Origin of the sequence: Corynebacterium ammoniagenes DSM 20306 (genome assembly GCF_001941425.1) — a bacterium.
GTDB lineage: Bacteria > Actinomycetota > Actinomycetes > Mycobacteriales > Mycobacteriaceae > Corynebacterium > Corynebacterium ammoniagenes.
In genome coordinates this window covers 2,466,463-2,488,342 of record NZ_CP009244.1, presented here as the reverse complement: position 1 = coordinate 2,488,342, position 21,880 = coordinate 2,466,463, and the positions used below count along the sequence as shown (strand labels likewise).

The window sequence follows — 21,880 nt, the reverse complement described above, 5'->3', positions numbered from 1 at the left end:
CGGTGGGTTTTCTTGTCGCTATAACCAGGGTTTGATAGAACCTAGTTCAAGAAATTGTGAGTGCGCCCAAAGGCCTTCATCAGTACAAGCCTTGGTCTGAGTCAATGAAAATCTTATGGACCTTAAACCGGGGTTTTGGTAGCTGGTAATTCTCTCTTCATGAATTCAAGCACTCTTATAAGGCAACCTTCGGTAAAAGGCGGCTAGATTCAGGAAAGTATCCTGAACCTGGACCAAATAGCATGTGGTGAATTCATTATTTAAAGGCTTGAGGAGAGACAAAGTTATGTCTACTAATGCGGATAATGAGATATGCGGGAACTATGGACTTGCGGAATTTGACGGCAAGGCGGTAGCTGCGCTTGAGGCACAACAGCGTGAGTCGCAGCCGCTGATTTCTCCGGAGCTGTCAATCACAAAGCTAAAAGGAACCAGCTTCCCGCGGCAAGCTTTAGAGTCGCTGCGGGACAGTGAGCTTCCAGAAGAAAAACGAGTCGAGCTCGTTACCTATTTGGTGGGAACGTGGTACCGCCAGCAGTGCGATGGTCAGTGGACTTGGGTCGAAGATCCGTCTGCCCACACGGGTATTTTCCAATCATTTGGCATGGGGATCAAGGTTGGCGGCGCTCATTTTAACGCGGCAGTCGCAGCACGTGACATCGTCGCGGGTGACAGCCTCGAAAGCTTGGAATCTCAATTGTTGCCGCTTACCAAGCTGGCTGGGGAAGGAAACCTGTAGCGCTGGGAACTCGAGCCGCGGGCTATTCGACTAAGCTCGGTACACATGGCAGGAAAGGGAAAAGGCACACACGGCGGCAAGATCAATACCCGCGAGAGGCTGCAGGTCATCGAGCACTCGCTGCGATCGCGCGTGAACCGTGTGCGCACCCGCTTTCCATATATCGTCCAGGCCACCATCGGCGCGGGCTTGGCGTATTGGGTGGCCCACGACTTTGTCGGCCACCCGCAGCCGTTTTTCGCGCCGATGTCCGTGGTCATTATCCTCGGACTCTCTGGTGGCGATAGGCTCAGCCGCTCGTTTGAGATGGCCATCGGCGGCGTCTTGGGCGTGGCACTGGGAGATCTACTCTTTCACTCCACCAGCGGCACCGGCCCGCTGCAAATTACGTTGATTGTGCTCGTCGCGCTGATTTTGGGCTCGATTTTGACGAAATCCGTGCTGGTGAGCAACCAGATCGTGATTGGCTCCATCCTGATCGCCACCATCTTGCCGCCCGATGTTTCCAATGGCGGGCTCGAGCGCGCCATCGACGCGTTGATTGGCTGCGTCATCGGTATTATCACCATCGCGCTTTTGCCCAATTCGCCGTTGACGAATGGGCGTAATGAGATTTCTAAGGTGCTCGCGATTATCTCGTCAGTCCTCGACGACGTCGTCGAAGGCTTGCGCGAACGCGACTCGGCGATTATCGACCAAGCCATGGACGCGGTCAACAACTCCCAAGCCGAAATCAACAGCATGCTGGCCGCCGCGAAATCCGGCAAGGAAGTCACCAATGTCTCGCCATTGATGTGGAGCTCACGTCGGCAACTGCGCTCTTTTGAGCGCATGCTCGAACCGGTTGGCAACTGCGTGCGCCTAGTCCAAGTACTCGCGCGCCGCGCCGGCGTTCTGTGCGAAGACGGCGATAAAGTCAGCGAGAAACAAATCGAGCTGCTCGAAGAACTCGCCGATATCGCGTTGGGGCTATCCACGGTCTATCAGAAAAACACCAAAGTCATCGAGGCCCAAGAAATCCCCGCGCTGATCAACCGACTGCGCGAGGTGTCCGCAGAATCGGGCACCGAGGTCCTCGACAAACATTCCGTGCTGTCCGCCTACGCCATCCTGGCGCAAACCCGCTCGGTGGCCGTCGACTTGATGATTGTCTGCGGCATGTCGCGGGAATCCGCAGTCGCGCAGCTAAAACCCACCTCGAAGAACCCAGCGTTTCCGCCGGAGGTCTAAGACTGCGGGCGCACAACCTGCAGATCGCGTAGGTGCCGGTAAAACGTCGAGCGCTTCACGGGCCGTTTGCCACTGGCCCCGTCGACGCTGACCCGCAGCTCCGGCCCACCCGCCTGCATCGCCCGGCCCGTTCGCGCCGAAGCCGCATCAAGCTGGCCAAGTGCTGCCGTGCCCGCAAGCTTCTGTCGGAATCGCTGCCACCGACTAGCAGCCTCGGGGTAGGCAAAAGGCGTCACCGCAGCCGCCGCCAGCAACCCTGGGGCATCCACCATCGGCACCAAACGCGCCCCAAAGCGCTCGCCGCTGTGGACCAACGTGGTGTCATCCACGATGATTTCGCCAACCAACGGGCCATGATCCCACGAGCTCACTGTCGCTGAGCCCGCCACCGCAAGGCCCGTATCCGTACGAATCAACGGCACCGGCCGCACCTCGCCTTCCAGCGCCAGCGCCCAGGCGGCATCGGAATCGGTGGGAATATTCCAATTCTGCGCCGCGGTGCTCGCAGATGAGGGGACATAAGCCACCTCGGCCCACATATAGTCCGCGCGCATCATCCGCGTCAGCACCGCAGACAGCGCGGCGTCATCGCCGACCACCACGATGCGCAAAGGCTTGTCGATGGGCTGCGGAGCAAATTGCGGCGCCCCTAAATGCGAAACGTCCGGTTGCCGGGCAATCTCATCAAGCGAAGGGGTAGGGTCGGACGGCAAAATGGCGGCGGCGGAGGCATCGATAAGCTTAAGCTCTTGACGCGTTGGAATGGCCGATACCTGGTGAAAATCGACATCCGGCATTGCCACATCGCCGCACCGCAAAATACGGACATGCATGGCTAAATACATTATCACTGGCGATAAAGGTAGAGTTAACGCGTATTTAGCCTTAAATCTAGGAAGTGAATAACCATGGCAGCTATCGTTATCGTCGGCGCCCAATGGGGCGACGAAGGCAAGGGCAAAGCTACAGATATCCTGGGCGGCCGCGTGGATTATGTGGTCAAGCCCAATGGCGGTAACAACGCTGGCCACACCGTGGTCGTCGGTGGCGACAAGTATGAACTCAAGCTGCTGCCCGCTGGCATTTTATCCGAGAACGCCGTGCCTGTTTTAGGCAATGGCGTCGTGGTTAACCTTGAGGCGCTCTTTGAGGAAATCGAAGGGCTTGAAGCCCGCGGTGCCGATGCCTCGCGCCTGCGTATTTCTTCGAATGCGCACCTGGTCGCGCCGTACCACCAGACTTTGGACCGCGTGCAGGAGCGCTTTTTGGGCAAGCGCGCGATTGGCACCACCGGTCGCGGCATTGGCCCCACATACGCCGATAAGGTCGCGCGCGTCGGCATTCGCGTCCAGGACATTTTCGACGAGTCGATTCTGCGCCAGAAGATTGAATCCGCGCTGGATATTAAAAACCAGATGCTGGTCAAGATGTACAACCGCAAGGCCATTGACCCAGAAACCATCGTGGATTACTTCCTGGGCTACCGCGACCGCTTGGCGCCGATGGTCATTGATTCCGAATACGAGCTCAACACTGCTCTCGATGCCGGCAAGCACGTGCTCATGGAAGGCGGCCAGGCCACGATGCTGGACGTGGACCACGGCACCTACCCGTTCGTGACTTCCTCGAACCCGACCGCCGGTGGCGCGTCGGTGGGCTCGGGCATTGGCCCAACCCGCATCACCCACTCGCTGGGCATTATCAAGGCGTACACCACCCGCGTTGGTGCTGGACCGTTTCCGACCGAGCTTTTTGATAAGTGGGGCGAGTACCTACAAGTCACCGGCGGCGAGGTCGGCGTGAACACCGGGCGCACCCGCCGTTGTGGCTGGTATGACTCGGTGATTGCGCGCTATGCCACCCGCGTCAACGGTTTCACGGATTACTTCCTCACCAAGCTCGACGTGCTCACCGGCATCGGCGAAATCCCGATTTGCGTGGCCTATGACGTCGACGGCGAGCGCTTTGATGAAATGCCACTGACGCAGTCACAGTTCCACCACGCAGAGCCAATTTATGAAACCATGCCTGCGTGGGACGAAGACATCACCGGATGCACCACGTTCGACGAGCTGCCGCAAAAGGCGCAGGATTATGTGTTGCGCCTCGAGGAGCTCTCGGGCACCCGGATTTCCTACATTGGCGTCGGTCCGGGCCGCGATCAGACTATCGTGCGCCACGACGTGCTCGACGAGAAATAGATTAAAGGAGCAACCTTGGATTCCTATATCGGTAGTCCGTTGACCTCGAATGCTGTGCGCGTTCTCATGCTCGGCGGCGGTGAGCTGGCCAAAGGGCTAGTGGGCGCTTTTCAGAATTTGGGCCTTGAAGTCCACGTTGTCGACCGCTATGAAGGATCTCCAGCGCAGCAGGTTGCGCACTTTAGTTATACCGCGGATATCGATAATGAAAAAGCGGTGCTGGATTTAGTTGAGCACCTCAAACCGCAGTACGTGGTCCCGGAAATCGAGGGCGTCGCAGTCGAAGCTTTGCATGCGCTTCACGATGACTCCTCGACCACCGTTGTTCCCACCGCGCGTGCGTGCGAGTTAACCAGCGACCGCAAGAAGCTGCGCGAAGTCGCCGAGAGCCTGGGCTTGCCGACGACCGCGTACAAGGTCGTAGAAAACTTCGCCGATTTGGAGGCGGCGGTGGAGGAGTTGGGGCTGCCGTGCATCGTCAAGCCTGATGTTGCCACCTCCGGTCGTGGGCACGTGCTCGTTAAAGACCACGACCAGCTTAAAGACGCGTGGGATAATGTGCGCCGCGGCAAGAAGAACTCATGGGTGGTGGCCGAGCGCTTTGTTGATTTTGACTATGAGGTCATCATCATGGCGGTGCGCTCGATTGACCCGGAAACCGGCAAGCTGGCGACGTGGTTTTCTGAGCCGATTGGCTATGAGCATGCCCAGGGCAATTTGGTCGATTGCTGGCAGCCGAAGCGGATGAGCCAGCGCGCGTTTGAAAATGCTCGCTCGGTGGCCGCGCGTATTTCCAATGAATTGGGCGGTCGCGGAATTTTCGCGGTCGAGCTGTTTGTGGCCGGCGATGATATTTACTTCTCCTCGGTGACCCCGCGTCCTTCCGATAAGGCGATGTTAACCGAGGCGACGCAACGTTTTTCCCAATATGAATTACACGCGCGGGCGATTTTGGGCTTGCCGATTGATATCACGCTCGTCTCGCCCGGTGCCAGCGCGTTGCTGCACGCGACCGAAGACATCAACGAAGTAACCTACTCCGGCGTGGAAGAAGCCCTGCAGGTAGCGGAGACCGACGTGCGCCTATTCGGCAAGCCCTCGGCCTATCCGGGCCGCCGCATGGGATTGATCATGGCTACGGCAGAAGACGTCTCCGAAGCGCGCGATCGCGCGGCGATCGCGGCATCGCGAATTTCGATCACCGCAGCGCCAGTGACTCCGGCATCGGCGGAGTCAGAAGCACCGGCAGTGCCTGATCCAGAAGTAGCTGGATCAGAAGAAGCGGGATCAGAGCAGGCTCAAAGCACCGAGTGAGCTATTAAGGTGCAGGTTATCTAACTCCCGCCCGCCGGGGCTGCGGTAGCGAATCTTTCCGCGGCGACTGCGAAACATGCGGCCGTTGCGCGGCGGGGCATTGGGGTGATCGTCATTGGCGCCGTTGTGGTACTTGCACAGCATCGTCAAGTTTTCGGGGCTGGTCTGCCCGCCCAAGTTGTGCGGGTGCAGATGGTGCACCTGGCACCTATCGGCGGGCACATTGCACTCCGGCCACGGGCACACTAGGTTTTCGGCGGCCGCCAGGATGCGCTGCTTGAACGAGGCAAAGCGCGCGGAGTAGAGATTGACCGGACCGTGCACCGGGTGGAAGAGGCCGGCGAAAATCTCGCTGCCGAGTTCTCCCGCCAGCAGTGCGGATAATAGCTCCGCACCGCGCATCGTGGTGCCATCCGACAGCCCCACGAGCACGTCGTCGTCTTCGCCGCGCAGGACTTTGGCGCAGTCGTCGAGCCCAATAGCAATGACCGTGCGATACTCCGGTTTCACCAAGCCTGCGCCAGAATCTAGATGGGCCCAGAAGGCATCGAGAAGCTGCTGCGAGCGTTTCTTCACCGGCGCTGCACCCTCATCTGCACGCGCGGCAGCAACGGCGTCCAGGGTCTTTTCCAAGTTCGTGATACGCCGCTGCGACGCCGTAATCGTCATGGTGCGCATGCCCTCTTTGGCGCGTCCCACCCGGATGCCCGCCTCGCGCGGCGTCGGGCCCAAAATCTCGGCGACTCGCGCTGCACCATGGGCGTTGACCTCCTCGAAAGTACCGGTCATCTCCACGAGCTCAGCGCGCAGCGCCCACGCTTGCCCGCGGGCGCGCAGGCGAAGGGCGTGGCGGTTAATCATCGTCAAGCGATCAATGCTCAACCCTGCCTGCTCGGCCCTTGCTACCGTCTCACGCTGCACGCGCGGGGAATCTGCCGGGCCGAAGAAAGACTCGGCCGTGCGTTTCCATTTCTTTGACTGCTCCAGCGAAAAACCCAGGCCCGCAATGTCATACGCACTGCGCTGATGGCACGCGCGAAGCAGCGCCACCCCGTGCGCTGCCACCTGCGTAAAAGCCTGGAAAATGTCCATGCCCCAACGCTAAGCCCGGCTGCACAACCCTGTCGAGTCATGCCAGCCGGGCCTGTGGATAAGTGCGTTGTCACATCACCTATCCGGCGAAGTTATCCACAATTTAAGCCTGTGGGCCTGCGTGGCGGACCATGTCGTCCCACTCCACAATCTTGACGCGCTCGCGCTCGAACTCTTCGCCGGCTGCGCGCTCAGCGGCATCGAGGCGGCCCCAGCCTTCCCAGGTGGTCAGCGAAACGTCGCGGGATTCCAGCAGGTTAATAATCGCTTCTGGGTCGCGCTTATCTGCGGCGGTGAGCTTGCCAGCGAGGTAGTCCTCGATGAGCATGGCGGTGGTGTCTTTGGCATCGGACTTGGTGTTGCCAATCAGACCAACCGGACCGCGCTTAATCCAGCCGGTGGCGTACAGGCCCGGGATGGATTCACCAGTCGAGGAGTCGATGACGTGGCCGCCGTCGTTGGGGATAACGGACTTCTTGTCATCGAAAGGCACGCCCTTGACGTGCTGTGGGTGGTAGCCAATCGCGCGGTAGACCGCCTGGACTGGCCAATCGGTGAACTTACCGGTGCCGGTGACATTGCCGTTGCCGTCGAGCTGCGTGCGCTCGGTGCGGATGGCAACAACCTCGCCGTTTTCGCCCAGGATTTCCGTAGGCGACTCGAAGAAGTGGATGTAGAGCTTGTGCGGGGCATCGCCCGGCTCGCGCATGGCGTAGCTTTCCAGGGTTTGGCACACCAAATCCACCGACTTGGTCTCGCGGCGAGCAGCTTCCGATGCGGCGTCGTAGTCGATATCTTCGGGGTCGACGATGACCTCAATGGTCGGGGACTCGTCGAGCTCCTTGAGCTCTTTCGGCGTGTACTTTGCCTGCGCCGGGCCGCGGCGGCCGAAGACGTGAACTTCCTTGGCCTTATTTTGCTTCAGCGACTGGTACACATTGTCTGGAATTTCGGTGACCAGGAGTTCATCGGCCGTCTTGGCCAAAATACGCGAGACATCCAACGACACATTGCCCACGCCAATAACGGCGACGGATTCCGCGCTCAAGTCCCATTCGCGCTTGAAATTCGGGTTGCCATCGTAAAAGCCCACGAACTCCGCGGCGCCAAAGCTGCCGTCGAGGTCCTCACCGGGCAGGCCCATGGCCTTATCCTGGGTCGCACCGGTCGCGAAAATAATGGCGTCGTAGTACTCGTGCAATTCATCGACGGTGATGTCGCGGCCGATTTCGATATTGCCGAGGAAGCGGATTTCGTTCTTATTCATCACGTTATGCAGTGACTGCACGATGCCCTTGATGCGTGGGTGGTCAGGGGCCACGCCGTAGCGGATGAGGCCAAACGGTGCGGGCATCTTCTCAAACAGGTCAATTTGGACATCCAGTTCGGATTTCACCAGCAGGTCGGATGCGTAAATGCCGGCCGGGCCGGAGCCAATAACCGCAATGCGGGCGGGCTGGTTGGTTGCGTGAATGTCCGCGGTGGTGCTCATCGGAATGTTCGTCTCCTTGGGTTTTCGAATAGGTTTTAAGTTTACGGTGTAGATTAAGCTACGTCTGTGGTAATAATCACGTCTCACCTCGGTTTTAAGGCGGCTCGCGCACTGTTTCGCCAGTGTATTGGCGGTGTGCGAGGAGTGCATATAAATCTGGTAGCTTTTCGTTTTTCGGGTGGGATCCGCGGCGCTCGGATAGAATTGAACGCATTGCTCCACGCCTTAATACGAAAGGTCTACTTCCAATTATGCCTGAAACCCGTTCTGCGCTTCTGAGCGCGCTTGGTTTGAGTTTCGACGAGATTGATGTGGCCGCTTTGGCTGCGAAATCAGGAGTTGGTTTTCTGCGGCTGGCGGATCAACCGCCCAAGGTTGCAGAGATTGTCGCTGCGCAGCCGCTTGTCGATGGCCCCCTGTTGATCGAAGGCTCCGGCGATAGCCACTTTGATGCCGTCGTTGCCGCTGCCCTCGGCGTTCCGCTGGTTTTTGTGGCCCGGGAAGACGGGCGCGCGGCGATGTTGGCGGAGCGTCACGCTAAAGATGTCCACGCCACGGTAGCGGGAGTCTTTAGCCCTGAGCAGCTGCAGGACGTTCGCGCGTTGTGCCGCGCGATTCACTTAAATGTGGAGCCCGTGATGTCGCCGCCGGTCTTTGAACACAACCTGTTGGCGCAGGCGAAGAAGGTCGGCGCGCACGTGGTCTTGCCGGAAGGCGAGGATGACCGCATCCTGCTCGCCGCCGGCGCACTGTTGGACCAGGGCGTGGTGAAACTGACGATCCTGGGGGATCCGGAGGACGTGGAATCCCGCGCCTCGCAGCTGGGCGTGGACCTGCAGGATGCGACGGTGCTGGACCACGTGCGCTCGCCGCTGCTGGAAGATTATGCGAAAAAATTCGTCGAACTGCGCAAGTCCAAAGGCATTAGCTTGGATGAGGCGCGCGAGACCATGAAAGACATCTCCTATTTCGCCACCATGATGGTCTACTGCGGCACGGCCGATGGCATGGTCTCTGGTGCTGCGCACACCACGGCGCACACGATTAAGCCGTCGTTTCAAATCATCAAGACGGTTCCCGAAGCATCCGTGGTCTCGTCGATCTTTTTGATGGTCATGCGCGGGCGGCTGTGGGCCTTTGGCGATTGCGCGGTCAACCCAAACCCGACGGCGGAGCAGTTGGGTGAAATCGCAGTGGTCTCGGCGCGCACGGCGAAGCAATTTGGCATCGACCCGCGTGTGGCGATGTTGTCGTATTCCACTGGTTCTTCCGGCGCCGGTCCCGATGTCGAGCGCGCGGTGGCTGCCGTGGAGTCAGCGAAGGCGAAAGACCCGCAGCTCAAAGTCGATGGCCCCTTGCAATTTGATGCCGCCTGTGACCCCGGGGTGGCGGCGAAAAAGATGCCGGATTCCGAGGTTGCCGGACACGCGAATGTGTTTATCTTCCCTGACCTGGAGGCCGGCAACATCGGCTACAAGACTGCGCAGCGCACCGGCAATGCGCTGGCCGTCGGCCCGATTTTGCAAGGGCTGAAGAAACCGGTCAATGACCTATCCCGGGGTGCGACGGTGCCGGATATTATCAACACCGTGGCTATTACCGCGATTCAAGCGGGAGGCAAATAATGTACTGCTTGGTCATCAATTCTGGGTCCTCGTCGATTAAATTTCAGATTGTCGACCCGGCTTCCGCGGCCACCGATGAGCCTTTGGCCTCCGGCCTGGTGGAACAAATCGGGGAGCCTTCGGGCGCGATTACCGTAACCATCAACGGGGAGAAATCCCGCGAAGAACTGGAAATTGCCGATCACACGGTGGGGCTCAAGCGCGCATTCGAGCTTCTCGATGCCAACGGCGTCGGCCCCACCCAGCTGGAGTTTTTCGCGGTCGGGCACCGCGTGGTCCACGGCGGCAAGCTGTTTTCGGAGCCGGTGCTTATCGATGCCCAGATTGAATCCATGATCGAAGACCTGATTCCGCTGGCCCCGCTGCACAACCCGGCGAACCTCGATGGCATCCGGGTTGCGCGGGAAATCCTTCCCGACCTGCCGCACGTCGCGGTCTTTGACACGGCCTTTTTCAATCACATGCCACCGGCGGCAGCGCTGTATGCGATTAATAATGAGGTCGCCTCGGAGCATGACATTCGCCGGTATGGCTTCCACGGCACCTCGCATGAATTCGTCTCGCAGCAGGTGCCGAAGGTGTTGGGCCGCGACCCAGAGCACACGCGGCAGATTACCTTGCATTTGGGCAATGGAGCATCGGCAGCAGCGGTGCACAATGGCCGGGCGATGGATACCTCGATGGGGCTGACCCCGCTGGCAGGGCTGGTGATGGGAACCCGCACGGGTGATATTGATCCGGGCATTATCTTCCACCTTGCGCGCGAGGCGAAGATGAGCGTTGATGAGATTGATACGCTGCTGAATAAAAAATCCGGCGTTAAAGGCTTGGCGGGCGTCAATGACTTCCGCGCCCTGCGCGAGATGATCGAGCAGGACAATTCCGATGCCTGGCTGGCGTACAACATCTACATTCACCAGCTGCGTCGGTTTATCGGCGCGTACATGATCATCTTGGGCCGCGTGGACGCGATTAGCTTTACCGCAGGCGTGGGCGAAAATGACGTGGAAGTCCGCGCGGATGCGCTGGCGGACCTCGAGCTCTACGGCATCAAGATCGACCCGGAGCGCAATGCGCAACGATCAAGTGACCCGCGCGTGATTTCCACCGATGACTCCACCGTCAAGGTGCTAGTGGTGCCGACCAACGAGGAACTTGCCATCGCACAAAAAGCCGCGGTGCTTACGCAAGCATAAGCACGGTTTAAAACATGGTGACGGGGCGGACCTGGTTCGCCAAGTCCACCAGCGCGTAGCGGTGCCGGCTAAACGGCGCCTGCCGCGCGAGCGCGCGCAGCGTATCGGCCAGCCCGTAGCGCAGACCACGCTGGGTAAACGAGAACTCAAAGAGATCATTCGGCGAGGCTGCGGCCTTGAGCTTGGCATCGCGCAGAAAGCTTAGACCAGCGGAAATCACGGCGATTTTAATCTGCAAAAAGCGCGGCTCATTCGTCGGGATTTCTTCGAGGCGGCGGGCTGCGCGGCGCACGCGTGACTCGTTGACGTCGTAGGAAATAAGCTGCACAATCGTCGTCAAGCGAGCCATGCGCTGGTGCCGCGAGGCATTGGGCACCCGGTCCAAAGCGGCCACGGCGGTCTCCACCTGGTTTTCCGCGCGCAGCAAGCGCGCCAGGCCAAAGGCCGAGGACACCGTCGTGGGGTTGGTAGACCACACCGTGCCATAAAGCCGCAGCGAATTAAAACGGATGCGCTTGGGATCCGAGGTGATGTGCTCCCAAATGGTGGGGTCTTCGAAATAGGACTCGTCCAGCTCGAAGAGGTTGGAGGTAATATTCGCACAGGCGCGCGCTACCGGTGGATCTAAAAGTTGCTGCTCGGAATAGCCTAAAGACTGCAACAGCAGCTCGTTGACGGCCGCCAGCGCTAGCTTCGGGGCGGACTCGCCCGGCAAAAGCTCCAACATATTTGAAAAGTGCAGCTGCGCAGCCTCGTAGTCTTCGAGCAGCAGCTGGGTCACGCCGGAATACCACTGGAAACGCCAATCATCGCCAAGCCTGGGCTCGAGCTTTTCCAGCCACTGCCGAGCCTGGCCGGTATAGCCCAAATCCAGCATGGAGCGCACCACGCCAAACGGGATTTCCGCGGAATTTTCATATTCCGCCGTTTGCATCGCCTGGCGCAGCGTTTCCAGCGCCTCCTGCGGCTCGGTGTAGGAATAGCCCTGCAATAGGGCCGCGCCGACATCATCGCGGTCGAGCAGCGGCGTCGGCAGCGCGGAGACGACCTCCGGGGCGGTAATGCGCACGGTGCGCTCGATGCCATCGATAAGCTGATCTGTGCGAAAGACCAAGTGCTTGGTGCCGAAAGTTGAACGCGCCGGGGAAAACAGCGAATGCTGCGCGGGGTGCTGGATGCCATCGCGAATGGCGATGATCTCGCGCAGCACGCCATAGAGCTGCGTGCGCAACTCGCCGATATCCTTGAAGCGCTTTTTCGGATCCGGGTTGGTTGCGCGCTCTAAAAGCCGGTAGAAAGACACGTGGCGGCGCAGCCGTGGCTGTTCGGTGGGGTTGGGGATGCCGGGCAAAAAGACGCCGTCTTCGTGCGGCAACTTCAACGTCAACGCTGCTAGTGTGCGGCCGATGGTGTAGATATCACTGGCCACCGAGGGGCCTTCGGTGGGAACCTCGGGCGCCTGGAAACCTTTGGTGCCGTAGATGTAGCCGTACGCACCGATGCCGGAGACTGCGCCGAGGTCGATGAGCTTGACCTGGTCTTCGGTGACGATGATGTTATCGGGCTTTAAATCGTTGTAGACCACGCCGCGGGAGTGCAGGTAGTCCAGCGCGGGGAGTAATTCCAGGATGTAGGCAATGGCAATGCTAAATGGCAAGCGGCGGTCGGGCAGTTCATTGCGCCGTTTGCGTAACGATGGCCCGCCCACGTATTCCATGACGATAAATCCGCCGGGCACGCGCGCATCATCGATGAAGTTGAAAATCTTCACGATGCCCGGGTGGGTGATATCCGCCAAGAACTCGCGCTCGGCCTCGGCCGCGGAGGTTTCATCGGCGGATTTGTGTGCCTGCATGCCTTTGAGCACGACCACGCGGCCGGAGACAAAGTGGTCATTGGCCAGATAAATCCAGCCCATGCCGCCGTGTGCGATGACACCTAAAATCTCATACTGGCTGGCGACGATATCGCCGGGCTTGAGCTGCGGCGGCGGAATTTTCTTTTCCTTGACCGCCTTGTCTGGGTCAATTAGTGCGTCTTCGGGCGCGGTGGGAACCACAAAGGGCAAGGTGACCATGCCATCGGCGACCTCGCGGTTGGTGCGCGCTGCCAAGCGCAGCTCGCGGAAGGTATCAAGGGCCTGTTGGCGGGAGCGCTGCGAGGTATCAAGCAGCGCCGAGCCATCGTTACGCCGCTTTTCGCGCTGGTCGCGCAGCTGGCCTAAATCTTTAATCAGCGCGGCGATATTATCCGGGTCGGTAAAAGACTCCTCGGAGTCTTCCTCGTCGTCGGCAAAAGGATCGAAAGCCACGGCGTCGGTGCCTTGATCTTCGTCGTCGTCAGCAAACGGGTCATAGGCCACGGCTTCGGTCGCCGCCGCGGTATCGGGCGCCCCGACTTGCTTTAATAACTCCTCGACCTCGGCATCCGCTGAATTTTGGGTATCATCCCCGTCTTCATCGGCGAAGGGATCAAACGCCGCGGCCTCCGTGCCCGGCTCGGCGCCATCATCGTCATCTTCGGGGTTGAGATAGTTGAGCTCATCATCAGAGAAGTTGTGGGTCATGATTGCTCCTCAGTATCACGCTCTGAAATGTATTTGGGTTCCGGCAAAGTGGGAACGGGAAGATAAGGGCCAAACCATTCATCGAAAAGCGAGCGCCACGTGCCATCATCCTGGATACGCTCCAACGTGGAATTGACCTGACGGATAAGCCCGCGGGAGTCATAGTGGGCGTCTGGTTTGCGCACGCCAATGCCGTAGACCTCAGTATCGAGCGTCTCGCCGACGATGGACGAATACGGATCCTGCGCCATCATGCCGGATAACAAGGCGTCATCGACGACCACCGCGTTCGCCTGGCCGAGCTGCAGCGACATCAGGCAATCGCCCCAGGACTTGGTGATGAGCAAGTTGGAATTCGGCGCAAAATCCGGGATTTTATCCAAAGCAGTTGAGCCATCGACCGCGCACAAGGTGCGGCCGGAGGTTTGCTCTACGGAGGTAATGCCGGAGCTCGTCAGCACCAACATGCGGGTATCGGTGATCATATACGGCTGCGAGAACGCGATTTCCTTTTCACGGTCCGGGGTAATCGTCATCGTGCGAATGACAATATCGACGGTGCCATTGGCCAACGCACGGGTGCGCTCCGCCGATTCCAGGAAACGGAAATCCACGCGGTTGCGGTCGCCGAAGATATCCTCGGCGATTTCATGCGCCAAGTCGACTTCGAAGCCGCGCAGCTCGCCCGTGGCCGCGTCGCGATACGACAGCAAGTTATGCGACTGGTCCACGCCGACAATTAGCCGGCCGCGCTCGATGATATTGGGCACGCGCTCTTCGGGCGTTTTATCCTCCGGGCGGTAGGTCCCGCGCAGCTCGGCGTCGAAATTGGACTCCTTCGGCGTATATTCCTCCGCCGGCATCCAGCGTGAGCCCACCGGCAGCGGCGGACCGGCAATCGGCGCGGTCAGCGGATCCGAGTTGATCGCGCGCGGGAGTTCATTAGCGACTTCTTTTTCCTGCAGCGCCGGGTCCGGCGGGGCGGTGTCATCGGTGGTGGTGCCGCACGCGCTCAGCAGCAACGTTGCGGTGAGCGCCAGAGCGAAAAGTGCACGAGAATGAGCCATTAGAGGTACTCCTGCAATCGTGGACGAATACCCAACCACACAGCAAAGATGGCCAGCACCGTAAGCACCATCACCGCCGAGGCCACAAAGGTCATCGCGGCTAAACCATCGGAGATATACGCACGCATGGTCTCGCGCGAATCAGCGATGAGCTTGGTCAAGGCATTATCTAAAGCATTAAAAGCCGACGCCGCCGTGGCTTCCTCGGACGCATCCGGGTTCGGCGCGGTGGCCAGGTGCAAAGCCGCGTCGTAGCGCCCAGTGCGCAGCGCGGAGACGAACGCTTCGTGCGACGTGCTCCATTCATCTAGGGATTCACGCGCGGTGTTAATAGCCACCTGGGTGCTCGTGAGCTCCTCGCTATCGGTGGTAATCGGCGTGGTCGTTTCAAACTCATCCAGCGCCTCGCGGATGGATGATTCCACCTGCGAAAAAGACACAGAGTCCTCTTCGGAATCCCGGCGTACCAGCGCCAAGGTTTCGGTGGTGCGCGCCTGCTGCGCGGCAATGCGGGAGGTCGTCAGCGAGCTCCAGGGGCTAGAGGCCTCGTCGAAAGCCTGCGAACCCGCGGTCCAGGTCGCAATATTGGCCAAAGATACCCAGATGATGGCCAAAGCCATCAGCGAGGTTGCAGTCACAAACCCGCGATTGAGCCGGCGGCGGGTAATCCGCCACAGCCACCATTGGGCAAGCAGCAAGAAAATGACCGCAGCCAGCAGCCCGGACAGCGGCACCCACTGCGGTGCAGTCAGGCTGCGCTGTTCATCGGCCACGCGGCTGGAGGTAATAGTAAATAGCCGCGAGGCAGCGGGGAGGATTTCCTCGCGCATAATCGCTGAGGCATTGGACATATACGCCGCAGACACGGCATTGGACATGCGGTGGTTGGCGCGGGCATTTTCCACCATGCCCGTATACACCGGAAGTTCACGCTGGATAAAGCGGACCAGCTGGCGGATTTCATGGTCGTCGGTGCCAGCGCCTTGAACAGCTTGGGTCGCAGAGACAGCGGCGCGGTCGATGGCCTCGTTGTATTTTTGCCTGCTTTGCGATGATTCCACCCCACCTTGCACAAAGCCTGTCGATGCCACAGTGTCCGCCAGTGACAGCGAGGTATAGAGGTTATGTGCGGCATTGGCAGTGGGTTCTGTTACCGTCAGCAGCCGATCGAGGTCGCCTTGGCGCTCGGCGGAGGAGTTGGACATCGACACGCCAGCGGCCGCGATGGCCAAGGAAAGCGCCACGGTGATGGCGAACATGCGACCAGGGGTGGTCGTCATGAAATTCCAAATGCGGCGGATTATTCGCGCCGGGCCCGCGAAGGTCGACAACGCGAATTGGGTGGCGGGATTAAATACAGGATTAGACGGTTCGGTGACCTCGTCCAACCAGTGGTCCTGTGAGCCGGGATCAGTGGATTCGGCAGAGGGGAAATCCTCGTTTACTAGCTGCACATCCCGTTGACCGGCCATTGCTTAAGACTAACGCAATCAAAGTGTGATCTTCTACCCATGGGTGCGAAAAATTGTGAAAGATGGGGCTGATGTGACTTGCTTCGCCGGCGAGATTGGTCGAGTAGGATGTAAAACTATGGCAGGACGGGAATCGCTACAAGCAAACGGTGACGGTTGGGCAGCAGGACCGGGTGGCGCTCGGATGTGGGGGCGCTATGGCGCGGCAGGATTATTTCTGTTGGCGCAAGACGGAACTCATCCTGTGGTGCTGATGCAACACCGTGCCGCGTGGACCAATTTTGGTGACACGTGGGGCATTCCCGGGGGCGCCCGCGACCTTCATGAAAGCGTCGAAGAGGCAGCAGTGCGCGAAACGGTAGAAGAGTGCGCAATAGATCCACAACACATCGAAGTTGTTGGCTCAGAAGTAACTTCCGGGCCTTTTGAAGCAGCCGCAGGGTTGCCTGGTGGATGGACTTATACCACGGTTATCGCGCGGACAAAGCATGAAAAAACGCTGTCTACCACGGCAAATGAAGAATCGTATGAGTTGCGATGGGTGCCGGTGGCGGAGTTGGAAAACCTGCCGCTGATTGCACCGTTTCGGCAGGCCTTGCCAAGGATCCGGGAGATGATTGAGCCGTTAATTTAAGGGGGTCTCGGTGGGGCAAACGGTCATGGTCGCCGATTTTATGGCAACGTTGTGGGCATGATTGAAGTTCAAGGATTGACGAAACAGTATAAGTCAGTCCGTGCGGTTGATGACCTCTCTTTTGAAGTCAAGCCTGGGAAAGTCACTGGGTTTTTGGGTCCCAACGGTGCGGGCAAGTCGACGACCATGCGCATGATCGTCGGGCTTGATGAGCCCACCGCAGGCAGCGCGTTAATTCACGGCAAGCCCTACTCGAAGCTGAAAAATCCGCTGCGCACCATCGGATGCTTGCTCGATGCCAAGGCCGTGCACCCGAACCGCTCCGCCGCTGCGCACCTGAAGTGGATGGCGCAGTCCAACGGGATTCCGACCTCGCGCGTGAAGGAAGTGCTGGAACTGGTGGGCTTGAGCGAGGTCGCCAAGAAAAATGCCGGCGGCTTTTCTTTGGGCATGGGCCAGCGCCTGGGCCTCGCCGGTGCTTTGCTGGGCGATCCAGAGATTTTGATTTTGGATGAGCCCGTCAACGGCCTCGACCCCGAAGGTATTCGCTGGGTGCGCTCGTTGGTCCGCGCGCTTGCGGCCGAGGGGCGTTCGGTCTTAATTTCCTCGCACTTGCTCTCCGAGATGGCGCTGACCGCGGACCACTTGGTGGTCATCGGTCGTGGCCAGCTGATTGCAGACCAGCCGACGTATGAGTTCGTTAAAGAACACTCGGCCTCGAATGTCTTGGTGCGCACGGACTTCGTGCCGGAGTTTTCTGCGGCGTTGGAAGAAGACAATATTGAATTTTCCACCACGCATGATGAAGAAGGCCGCGAACAGCTGCTGATTCGCGATCAAACCACGGATTATGTCGGCAACCTGGCCTATTCGGTAGGGGTGCCGTTGACTGAGCTCTCGCTCAAGCGTGCCTCCTTGGAAGATGCCTTTATGGATCTGACCAGTGATTCCGTGCAGTACCATGCTGAAGCTCCACGTGGAGAGGACTCCGATGCTTCTTAATACTTTTCGCTCCGAGCTGACCAAGCTATTTACCACGCGCTCGGTGTGGTGGACCACCGGAGTCTTTTTCTTCCTGTCCATCGGGTGGACGCTGCTGATGACGTTGAGTACGAACTCGCAGCCGCCAGAACAACAGCTGCCTTTGCCGCCGAATGCCTTGCTTACGGGTGTCTACAGCTTGGCGATGCCGGTGTTGCTCATCCAAGCCGTCATGGTTGTCACCACGGAATATCGCTTTGCGGTGCAGACCAATACGTATATGGCCACGCAAAACCGTGCCATGGTCGCGACCGTGAAAGCCATTATGTACGCCGTGATTGCAGCGGTGTTGGTCGTCGTCGGGATTTTGGCTAACTTGGCGGTTGCCAAGCTGACGCTAGATGGGCAGATGGGCGAGAATTTTGAAATCTTTGATGATTTCACCAAGCGCGCGCTGTGGGTCTTCCCGCTGGGCATGCTGCTGCTGGTGATCTTCAGCCAGGGGTTGGGCCTGATTATGCGGCAGACCACCGGTGCCGTGGCGATTTCGTTGATTTTGTACTTGGGCATCGACAGCATGGTCACCATGATTCCGAAGATCGGTGAGGACATCGTGCACTACATGCCATTTTCCGCTCTCAACACGTGGATCATGGATGGCGATGTCACGGCCGCGCCATGGGATTCCGTGGCCGGTTCAGGGCTGGTCTTTACAGTTTGGGCCGTCGTCGCCTGGATTATTGGTGTGGTTATGTTGGTCAAACGAGACGCATAGATGGCCGTTTCTTTACTTCTCGCATTGGCGCTGTTGTCCGCAACAGCGCCTTTTGCAACGGATATGTACCTTCCCACCTTGCCGGCGGTGGGAGCCGAATTTAACGCCCCTGATTCGGTCGTGCAGCTGACCTTATCCGGCTTCTTCGTCGGCATGGCCTTAGGGCAGTTGATGGTGGGGCCGATTTCGGATGTCATTGGCCGGCGCCGGCTGCTCATTGGCGGTGCTATTGTCGCGCTGGTGGCATCGGCTATCGCAGCGCTGTCACCGAGCATCGCCATCTTCGTGGCCGCGCGCTTTTTGCAAGGCCTGGGCGGCGGGGCGTGCGTGGTGCTCTCCCGCGCGATGGTCCCAGACCTGCTTTCGGGACGCGAAGCCGCAAAGACCTATTCCATGCTCATGGCGATTTTGGCCATCGCCCCAGCGGTCGCGCCGATCGTTGGTGGACTGCTCGCTGAGCCCATCGGCTGGCGCGGAATCTACTGGGTGCTGACCGGGCTGCACGCGGTGCAGCTGCTGGTCGTGCTGGTCATCATTCCCGAAACCGGCGGAAATAGCCCCGCGGGTGATAGCTTTGTCCGGCGCGTGCTCACCAACTACGCCACCGTGCTAAAAAGCCCGCGCTTTTGGGGATTTCTCACCGCGATGGCCTTCGCGTTTGCATCGATGTTTTGCTACATCGCTGCCTCGTCGTTTGTCTTCCAACACGAATTCGGCTTAAGTCCACGGGCCTATGCTGCCGTGTTTGCGCTCAACGCGCTGGGTATGTGTGTGGGCAGTTTTATCAACTCACGCTACATCGACAAGCTAGGAACCAAGACCATGGTGCTCGGCGGGCTCAGCCTGTCTGTTGTCGGCAATGTGCTGCTGCTGGTGCTGGTTTTCTCCGGCGCTGGGGTGGGCTGGCTGATGTTGGCGCTGCTGCTGTGTATTTCTCCCAATGGTGTCATCATGGGAAATTCCACGGCGATGGCCACGGGCCTGATGCGCGAGCGCGCCGGGTCGGTGACAGCCATTATGGGCTTTGGGCAGTCCGTGCTTGCGGCTGCCGTGGGGCCGTTGATGGGTCTGGGCGGCAATACTGCGATGACGATGTCGGTGGGCATGACGGTGTGCATCGCGATTTCGGCGACCGGCCTACTGGCGGCCACGCGCGGATTCGACGCTGATTAACCTACTGCAGCGCGGAGGTAAGCCGCATGACATTGTCGATATAGCGGCGGAAAAATCCGCGCTTATTCCACTCTTCCAAAGTCAGCTCGTGCGAGACGGCACGGTAGTTGGCGGCGAGCTCATTGAACTCGGTGATCAAATTACCTTGGGTGACCAACATGGTGGATTCGTAGTTGAGGCCAAACGAGCGCATATCCAGGTTGGAGGAGCCGAAAGCCGCCAGTGGGTGGGACTTGAGACGGATGCCTTCCTCGGTTTCCTCGGGGTCGGCGCGGCCGGCGTCGGGATCGGCGAGCACGAACTTCGAGTGCAGCACGAAGGGCTTGGGGAATTGATAAATGTAGATGCCAGCTTCCAGTAGCGCCTGGTAGTACGACGATTGCGAGTGGTCGACCACAAATTGGTCGGCGCGCTGGGAGACATATAACTCCACGCGCACGCCGCGGTAGGCGGCGGTGGTCACGGCATCAAGAAGGGATTCATCGGGGACGAAATACGGTGAGCAAATGATAAGCCGGCTCTTCGCGTGGTGAATCAGCGAGGTGAACATGCGCAAATTCGGCTCGGTGGTATAGCCCGGGCCGGAGGGAATGAGCTGGAGATAGTTGGAGTCGGGTTCTTGGCCGGAATCTTCTAGTTCGGTGAGCATTTCGATGTACTCGCCGGATTCGGTGTACCAGTCCACGGCGAACACAGCCTGCAAAGAGACCACTATGGGGCCGGTGAGCTCCACCATGTAGTCAATCCACGCGCGGTCGGTGGTTTTATACTCGCGCTTAATCAGGTTCAAGGAGCCGATAAAGCCGCGTTTACCGTCGATGATGACCATCTTGCGGTGATTGCGGAGATCCGGGCGGCGAAAGCGGAATTTGTGAATCTGCAGTGGCAACATCAGCCGCCAGTCCACGTCAATGGCGCTGAGCCTTTTGCCCAGGGTGCGATAGCCCTTGTATTTGAAGCTGCCGATCTGATCGAAGAGGAACTTTACTTCCACGCCGCGCTGGCGGGCGCGCGCTAAGGCCTGGAAGAACGGGTCAGTGGTCTCGTCCCAGCTGGTGATGTAAATTTCGACGTAGACGTAGCGCTCGGCCTGGTCGATGGCATCGGCCATGGCTTGGATGCATTTTTTATAGTCCGCGTGAATACCAAGGTTATGCCCGACCACCGCGGGAAAGCCGGTGAGGTGGCGGTTGAGCTTGATGATGGATTCGACTTCGGGCTCAAGGTGTTCAAAGGGGTGGTCGGGAACGTCGCTGTGCGCGTCGTCGATGGCATCATCCGCTTCTTGCTGGATGCGGTGGCGGCGCCGGTTGATTTGGGGCGAGCCCATGAGCAAAAACAGCGGCAGGCCGATAAATGGCAGCAGCAAAATTGCCAGCAACCAGGCGGTCGATGACGACGGGCGGCGGCCTTCAGGGACAAAGCCGATGGCAAAGATCTTGATGGCGTAATCCAGGATGAAAAACGCGGCCTGCCAGAAGCTGAGGTCTAAAGATAAGGTCATGAAGCTGGGTTAACGAACAGAGTCGAAATCAGGCAGGTCAAAATCAGCCCACAGCAAAAGATGGTCAGAGGTGCCTTTTTCCGCGCGTTCTTTTCGGTCTAGGCCCGCGCCGGTGACTTTCTCTGCCAGCGACTTGGTCGCCATCTGAAAGTCGATGCGCATGCCTTCATCTTTTTGAAAGCGCATGGATTTGTAATCGAAATAAGTCCAGCGGTCCTTTTCAGTGTACTGTCGGGTGACTTCTTCTAGACCTGCTTCTTCCAAGCGCTGGAAAGCGGCGCGCTCGGGTTCGGTGACGTGCGTCTTGCCGCGAAACAGCTCTAAGTCCCAGACATCCTCATTGCGTGGGGCGATGTTGAAATCACCGGTCAACAGCAATTTCTCGCGCTTTTTGCCCTCGGCGTAGCGGGCAAGAGCATAGAGGAAATCTAATTTATAATCATAGTGCCGCTGGGTGATTTCGCGGCCATTGGGGACATAGAGTGACCAGATTTCGACATTGCGAATCACCGCGCCCAAAGCACGGGCCTCAGGCGCTTGTTCTTTGTCCTCATCATTGTGGTAGCCGGGTTGTTCAGGAAAACCCGTGATGACTTCGCTCGGTTCCTCGCGGCTGACGATGGCTACCCCGTTCCACTGGTTTAAGCCGTGGAATACGACGTGGTAGCCGGCATCTTCAAACAGTTCGCGCGGGAATTTATCATCAGCGACCTTGGTTTCTTGCAGGCACAGGACATCGATGTCGTGCTTGTCCATCAAGTTCAGCGCTCGCTCGCCGCGAGTGCGTACCGAGTTAATATTCCACGTGGCTATCCGCAT

18 protein-coding genes are annotated in these 21,880 nt (G+C 58.9%); 10 read left to right on the top strand and 8 right to left on the bottom strand.

Going from position 1 to position 21,880, the window contains the following annotated elements; genetic code table 11:
• Positions 1-286: 286 nt before the first annotated feature.
• Both CAMM_RS11405 and CAMM_RS11400 read left to right on the top strand, forming a co-directional pair.
• Positions 287-739 carry a hypothetical protein gene (locus CAMM_RS11405; RefSeq protein WP_003847785.1) on the top strand — a complete coding sequence of 151 codons (453 nt, stop codon included), beginning with the start codon at positions 287-289 and terminating at the stop codon, positions 737-739.
• 45 nt (positions 740-784) lie between these two features.
• On the top strand, positions 785-1,969 hold the full coding sequence (locus tag CAMM_RS11400) for an FUSC family protein (RefSeq protein WP_003847783.1): 1,185 nt from the start codon (positions 785-787) through the stop codon (positions 1,967-1,969).
• On the opposite strand, the gene CAMM_RS11395 is transcribed toward CAMM_RS11400, so the two are convergent.
• Entirely contained in the window at positions 1,966-2,802 is an 837-nt protein-coding gene (locus CAMM_RS11395; protein WP_040355570.1) for a diacylglycerol kinase catalytic domain-containing protein, read from the bottom strand. The genes CAMM_RS11400 and CAMM_RS11395 overlap by 4 nt on opposite strands.
• A 75-nt stretch (positions 2,803-2,877) precedes the next feature.
• Between CAMM_RS11395 and CAMM_RS11390 the strand changes: the two genes are divergently transcribed.
• Together CAMM_RS11390 and purT are read left to right on the top strand one after the other, a co-directional pair.
• The gene (locus CAMM_RS11390) at positions 2,878-4,170 is read left to right on the top strand and encodes an adenylosuccinate synthase (RefSeq protein ID WP_003847779.1); all 1,293 of its coding nucleotides are present in this window, start codon (positions 2,878-2,880) and stop codon (positions 4,168-4,170) included.
• A gap of 15 nt (positions 4,171-4,185) precedes the next feature.
• Positions 4,186-5,484 (top strand): formate-dependent phosphoribosylglycinamide formyltransferase, encoded by a 1,299-nt coding sequence (purT, locus tag CAMM_RS11385; protein WP_077715818.1) that lies wholly within the window; start codon positions 4,186-4,188, stop codon positions 5,482-5,484.
• On the opposite strand, the gene CAMM_RS11380 is transcribed toward purT, so the two are convergent.
• Positions 5,458-6,576: an HNH endonuclease signature motif containing protein gene (locus tag CAMM_RS11380; protein ID WP_003847776.1), complete on the bottom strand. Its 1,119-nt coding sequence runs from the start codon at positions 6,574-6,576 to the stop codon at positions 5,458-5,460. The two genes, purT and CAMM_RS11380, sit on opposite strands and share 27 nt — an antisense overlap.
• A gap of 103 nt (positions 6,577-6,679) precedes the next feature.
• Positions 6,680-8,068: an FAD-dependent oxidoreductase gene (locus CAMM_RS11375; protein ID WP_040355568.1), complete on the bottom strand. Its 1,389-nt coding sequence runs from the start codon at positions 8,066-8,068 to the stop codon at positions 6,680-6,682.
• A 251-nt stretch (positions 8,069-8,319) separates the two neighbouring features.
• Between CAMM_RS11375 and pta the strand changes: the two genes are divergently transcribed.
• The gene (gene pta, locus CAMM_RS11370; protein ID WP_003847773.1) at positions 8,320-9,693 is read left to right on the top strand and encodes a phosphate acetyltransferase; all 1,374 of its coding nucleotides are present in this window, start codon (positions 8,320-8,322) and stop codon (positions 9,691-9,693) included.
• Positions 9,690-10,889 (top strand): acetate kinase, encoded by a 1,200-nt coding sequence (locus CAMM_RS11365; RefSeq protein ID WP_040355564.1) that lies wholly within the window; start codon positions 9,690-9,692, stop codon positions 10,887-10,889. The genes pta and CAMM_RS11365 overlap by 4 nt, the downstream gene beginning before the upstream one ends.
• A gap of 7 nt (positions 10,890-10,896) precedes the next feature.
• On the opposite strand, the gene CAMM_RS11360 is transcribed toward CAMM_RS11365, so the two are convergent.
• The 3 genes from CAMM_RS11360 to CAMM_RS11350 are packed head-to-tail and all read right to left on the bottom strand — an operon-like array spanning position 10,897 to position 15,994.
• Positions 10,897-13,455, bottom strand: a complete 2,559-nt coding sequence (locus CAMM_RS11360; RefSeq protein WP_003847768.1) for a serine/threonine protein kinase — start codon at positions 13,453-13,455, stop codon at positions 10,897-10,899.
• Positions 13,452-14,522 (bottom strand): glutamate ABC transporter substrate-binding protein, encoded by a 1,071-nt coding sequence (locus CAMM_RS11355; RefSeq protein ID WP_003847767.1) that lies wholly within the window; start codon positions 14,520-14,522, stop codon positions 13,452-13,454. Before CAMM_RS11355 ends, CAMM_RS11360 begins: the two co-directional genes overlap by 4 nt.
• Positions 14,522-15,994, bottom strand: a complete 1,473-nt coding sequence (locus CAMM_RS11350) for a hypothetical protein (RefSeq protein WP_003847765.1) — start codon at positions 15,992-15,994, stop codon at positions 14,522-14,524. Before CAMM_RS11350 ends, CAMM_RS11355 begins: the two co-directional genes overlap by 1 nt.
• A gap of 118 nt (positions 15,995-16,112) precedes the next feature.
• Here CAMM_RS11350 and CAMM_RS11345 point away from each other — a divergent pair, with 118 nt between their 5' ends.
• Genes CAMM_RS11345 through CAMM_RS11330 form a run of 4 tightly spaced genes read left to right on the top strand, consistent with a single transcriptional unit; the run spans position 16,113 to position 19,557 of the window.
• Positions 16,113-16,628, top strand: a complete 516-nt coding sequence (locus tag CAMM_RS11345) for an NUDIX domain-containing protein (RefSeq protein WP_040355561.1) — start codon at positions 16,113-16,115, stop codon at positions 16,626-16,628.
• Positions 16,629-16,685: 57 nt separating this feature from the next.
• Positions 16,686-17,630, top strand: a complete 945-nt coding sequence (locus tag CAMM_RS11340) for an ABC transporter ATP-binding protein (RefSeq protein ID WP_003847762.1) — start codon at positions 16,686-16,688, stop codon at positions 17,628-17,630.
• A complete protein-coding gene (locus CAMM_RS11335) occupies positions 17,620-18,384 on the top strand; it encodes an ABC transporter permease (RefSeq protein ID WP_003847760.1) in 765 nt (254 codons plus the stop codon). The genes CAMM_RS11340 and CAMM_RS11335 overlap by 11 nt, the downstream gene beginning before the upstream one ends.
• On the top strand, positions 18,385-19,557 hold the full coding sequence (locus CAMM_RS11330; protein ID WP_003847759.1) for a multidrug effflux MFS transporter: 1,173 nt from the start codon (positions 18,385-18,387) through the stop codon (positions 19,555-19,557). It abuts the gene before it with no gap.
• 1 nt (position 19,558) lies between these two features.
• On the opposite strand, the gene CAMM_RS11325 is transcribed toward CAMM_RS11330, so the two are convergent.
• Both CAMM_RS11325 and CAMM_RS11320 read right to left on the bottom strand, forming a co-directional pair.
• Positions 19,559-21,061, bottom strand: coding sequence for a phospholipase D-like domain-containing protein (locus CAMM_RS11325; protein WP_003847757.1), 1,503 nt, complete (start codon positions 21,059-21,061; stop codon positions 19,559-19,561).
• Between the two features lie 9 nt (positions 21,062-21,070).
• Entirely contained in the window at positions 21,071-21,880 is an 810-nt protein-coding gene (locus CAMM_RS11320) for an exodeoxyribonuclease III (protein WP_003847755.1), read from the bottom strand.

Bases quoted from the DNA above. Each gene is read 5' to 3' on its own strand.
- CAMM_RS11345 (WP_040355561.1), top strand. From the start codon at position 16,113: ATGGCAGGACGGGAATCGCTACAAGCAAACGGTGACGGTTGGGCAGCA.
- CAMM_RS11360 (WP_003847768.1), bottom strand. From the start codon at position 13,455: ATGACCCACAACTTCTCTGATGATGAGCTCAACTATCTCAACCCCGAA.
- CAMM_RS11325 (WP_003847757.1), bottom strand. From the start codon at position 21,061: ATGACCTTATCTTTAGACCTCAGCTTCTGGCAGGCCGCGTTTTTCATC.
- CAMM_RS11380 (WP_003847776.1), bottom strand. From the start codon at position 6,576: ATGGACATTTTCCAGGCTTTTACGCAGGTGGCAGCGCACGGGGTGGCG.
- pta (WP_003847773.1), top strand. From the start codon at position 8,320: ATGCCTGAAACCCGTTCTGCGCTTCTGAGCGCGCTTGGTTTGAGTTTC.
- CAMM_RS11395 (WP_040355570.1), bottom strand. From the start codon at position 2,802: ATGCATGTCCGTATTTTGCGGTGCGGCGATGTGGCAATGCCGGATGTC.
- CAMM_RS11330 (WP_003847759.1), top strand. From the start codon at position 18,385: ATGGCCGTTTCTTTACTTCTCGCATTGGCGCTGTTGTCCGCAACAGCG.
- CAMM_RS11335 (WP_003847760.1), top strand. From the start codon at position 17,620: ATGCTTCTTAATACTTTTCGCTCCGAGCTGACCAAGCTATTTACCACG.
- CAMM_RS11320 (WP_003847755.1), bottom strand. From the start codon at position 21,880: ATGCGGATAGCCACGTGGAATATTAACTCGGTACGCACTCGCGGCGAG.
- CAMM_RS11375 (WP_040355568.1), bottom strand. From the start codon at position 8,068: ATGAGCACCACCGCGGACATTCACGCAACCAACCAGCCCGCCCGCATT.
- CAMM_RS11340 (WP_003847762.1), top strand. From the start codon at position 16,686: ATGATTGAAGTTCAAGGATTGACGAAACAGTATAAGTCAGTCCGTGCG.
- CAMM_RS11350 (WP_003847765.1), bottom strand. From the start codon at position 15,994: ATGGCCGGTCAACGGGATGTGCAGCTAGTAAACGAGGATTTCCCCTCT.
- CAMM_RS11400 (WP_003847783.1), top strand. From the start codon at position 785: ATGGCAGGAAAGGGAAAAGGCACACACGGCGGCAAGATCAATACCCGC.
- CAMM_RS11405 (WP_003847785.1), top strand. From the start codon at position 287: ATGTCTACTAATGCGGATAATGAGATATGCGGGAACTATGGACTTGCG.
- CAMM_RS11390 (WP_003847779.1), top strand. From the start codon at position 2,878: ATGGCAGCTATCGTTATCGTCGGCGCCCAATGGGGCGACGAAGGCAAG.
- CAMM_RS11355 (WP_003847767.1), bottom strand. From the start codon at position 14,522: ATGGCTCATTCTCGTGCACTTTTCGCTCTGGCGCTCACCGCAACGTTG.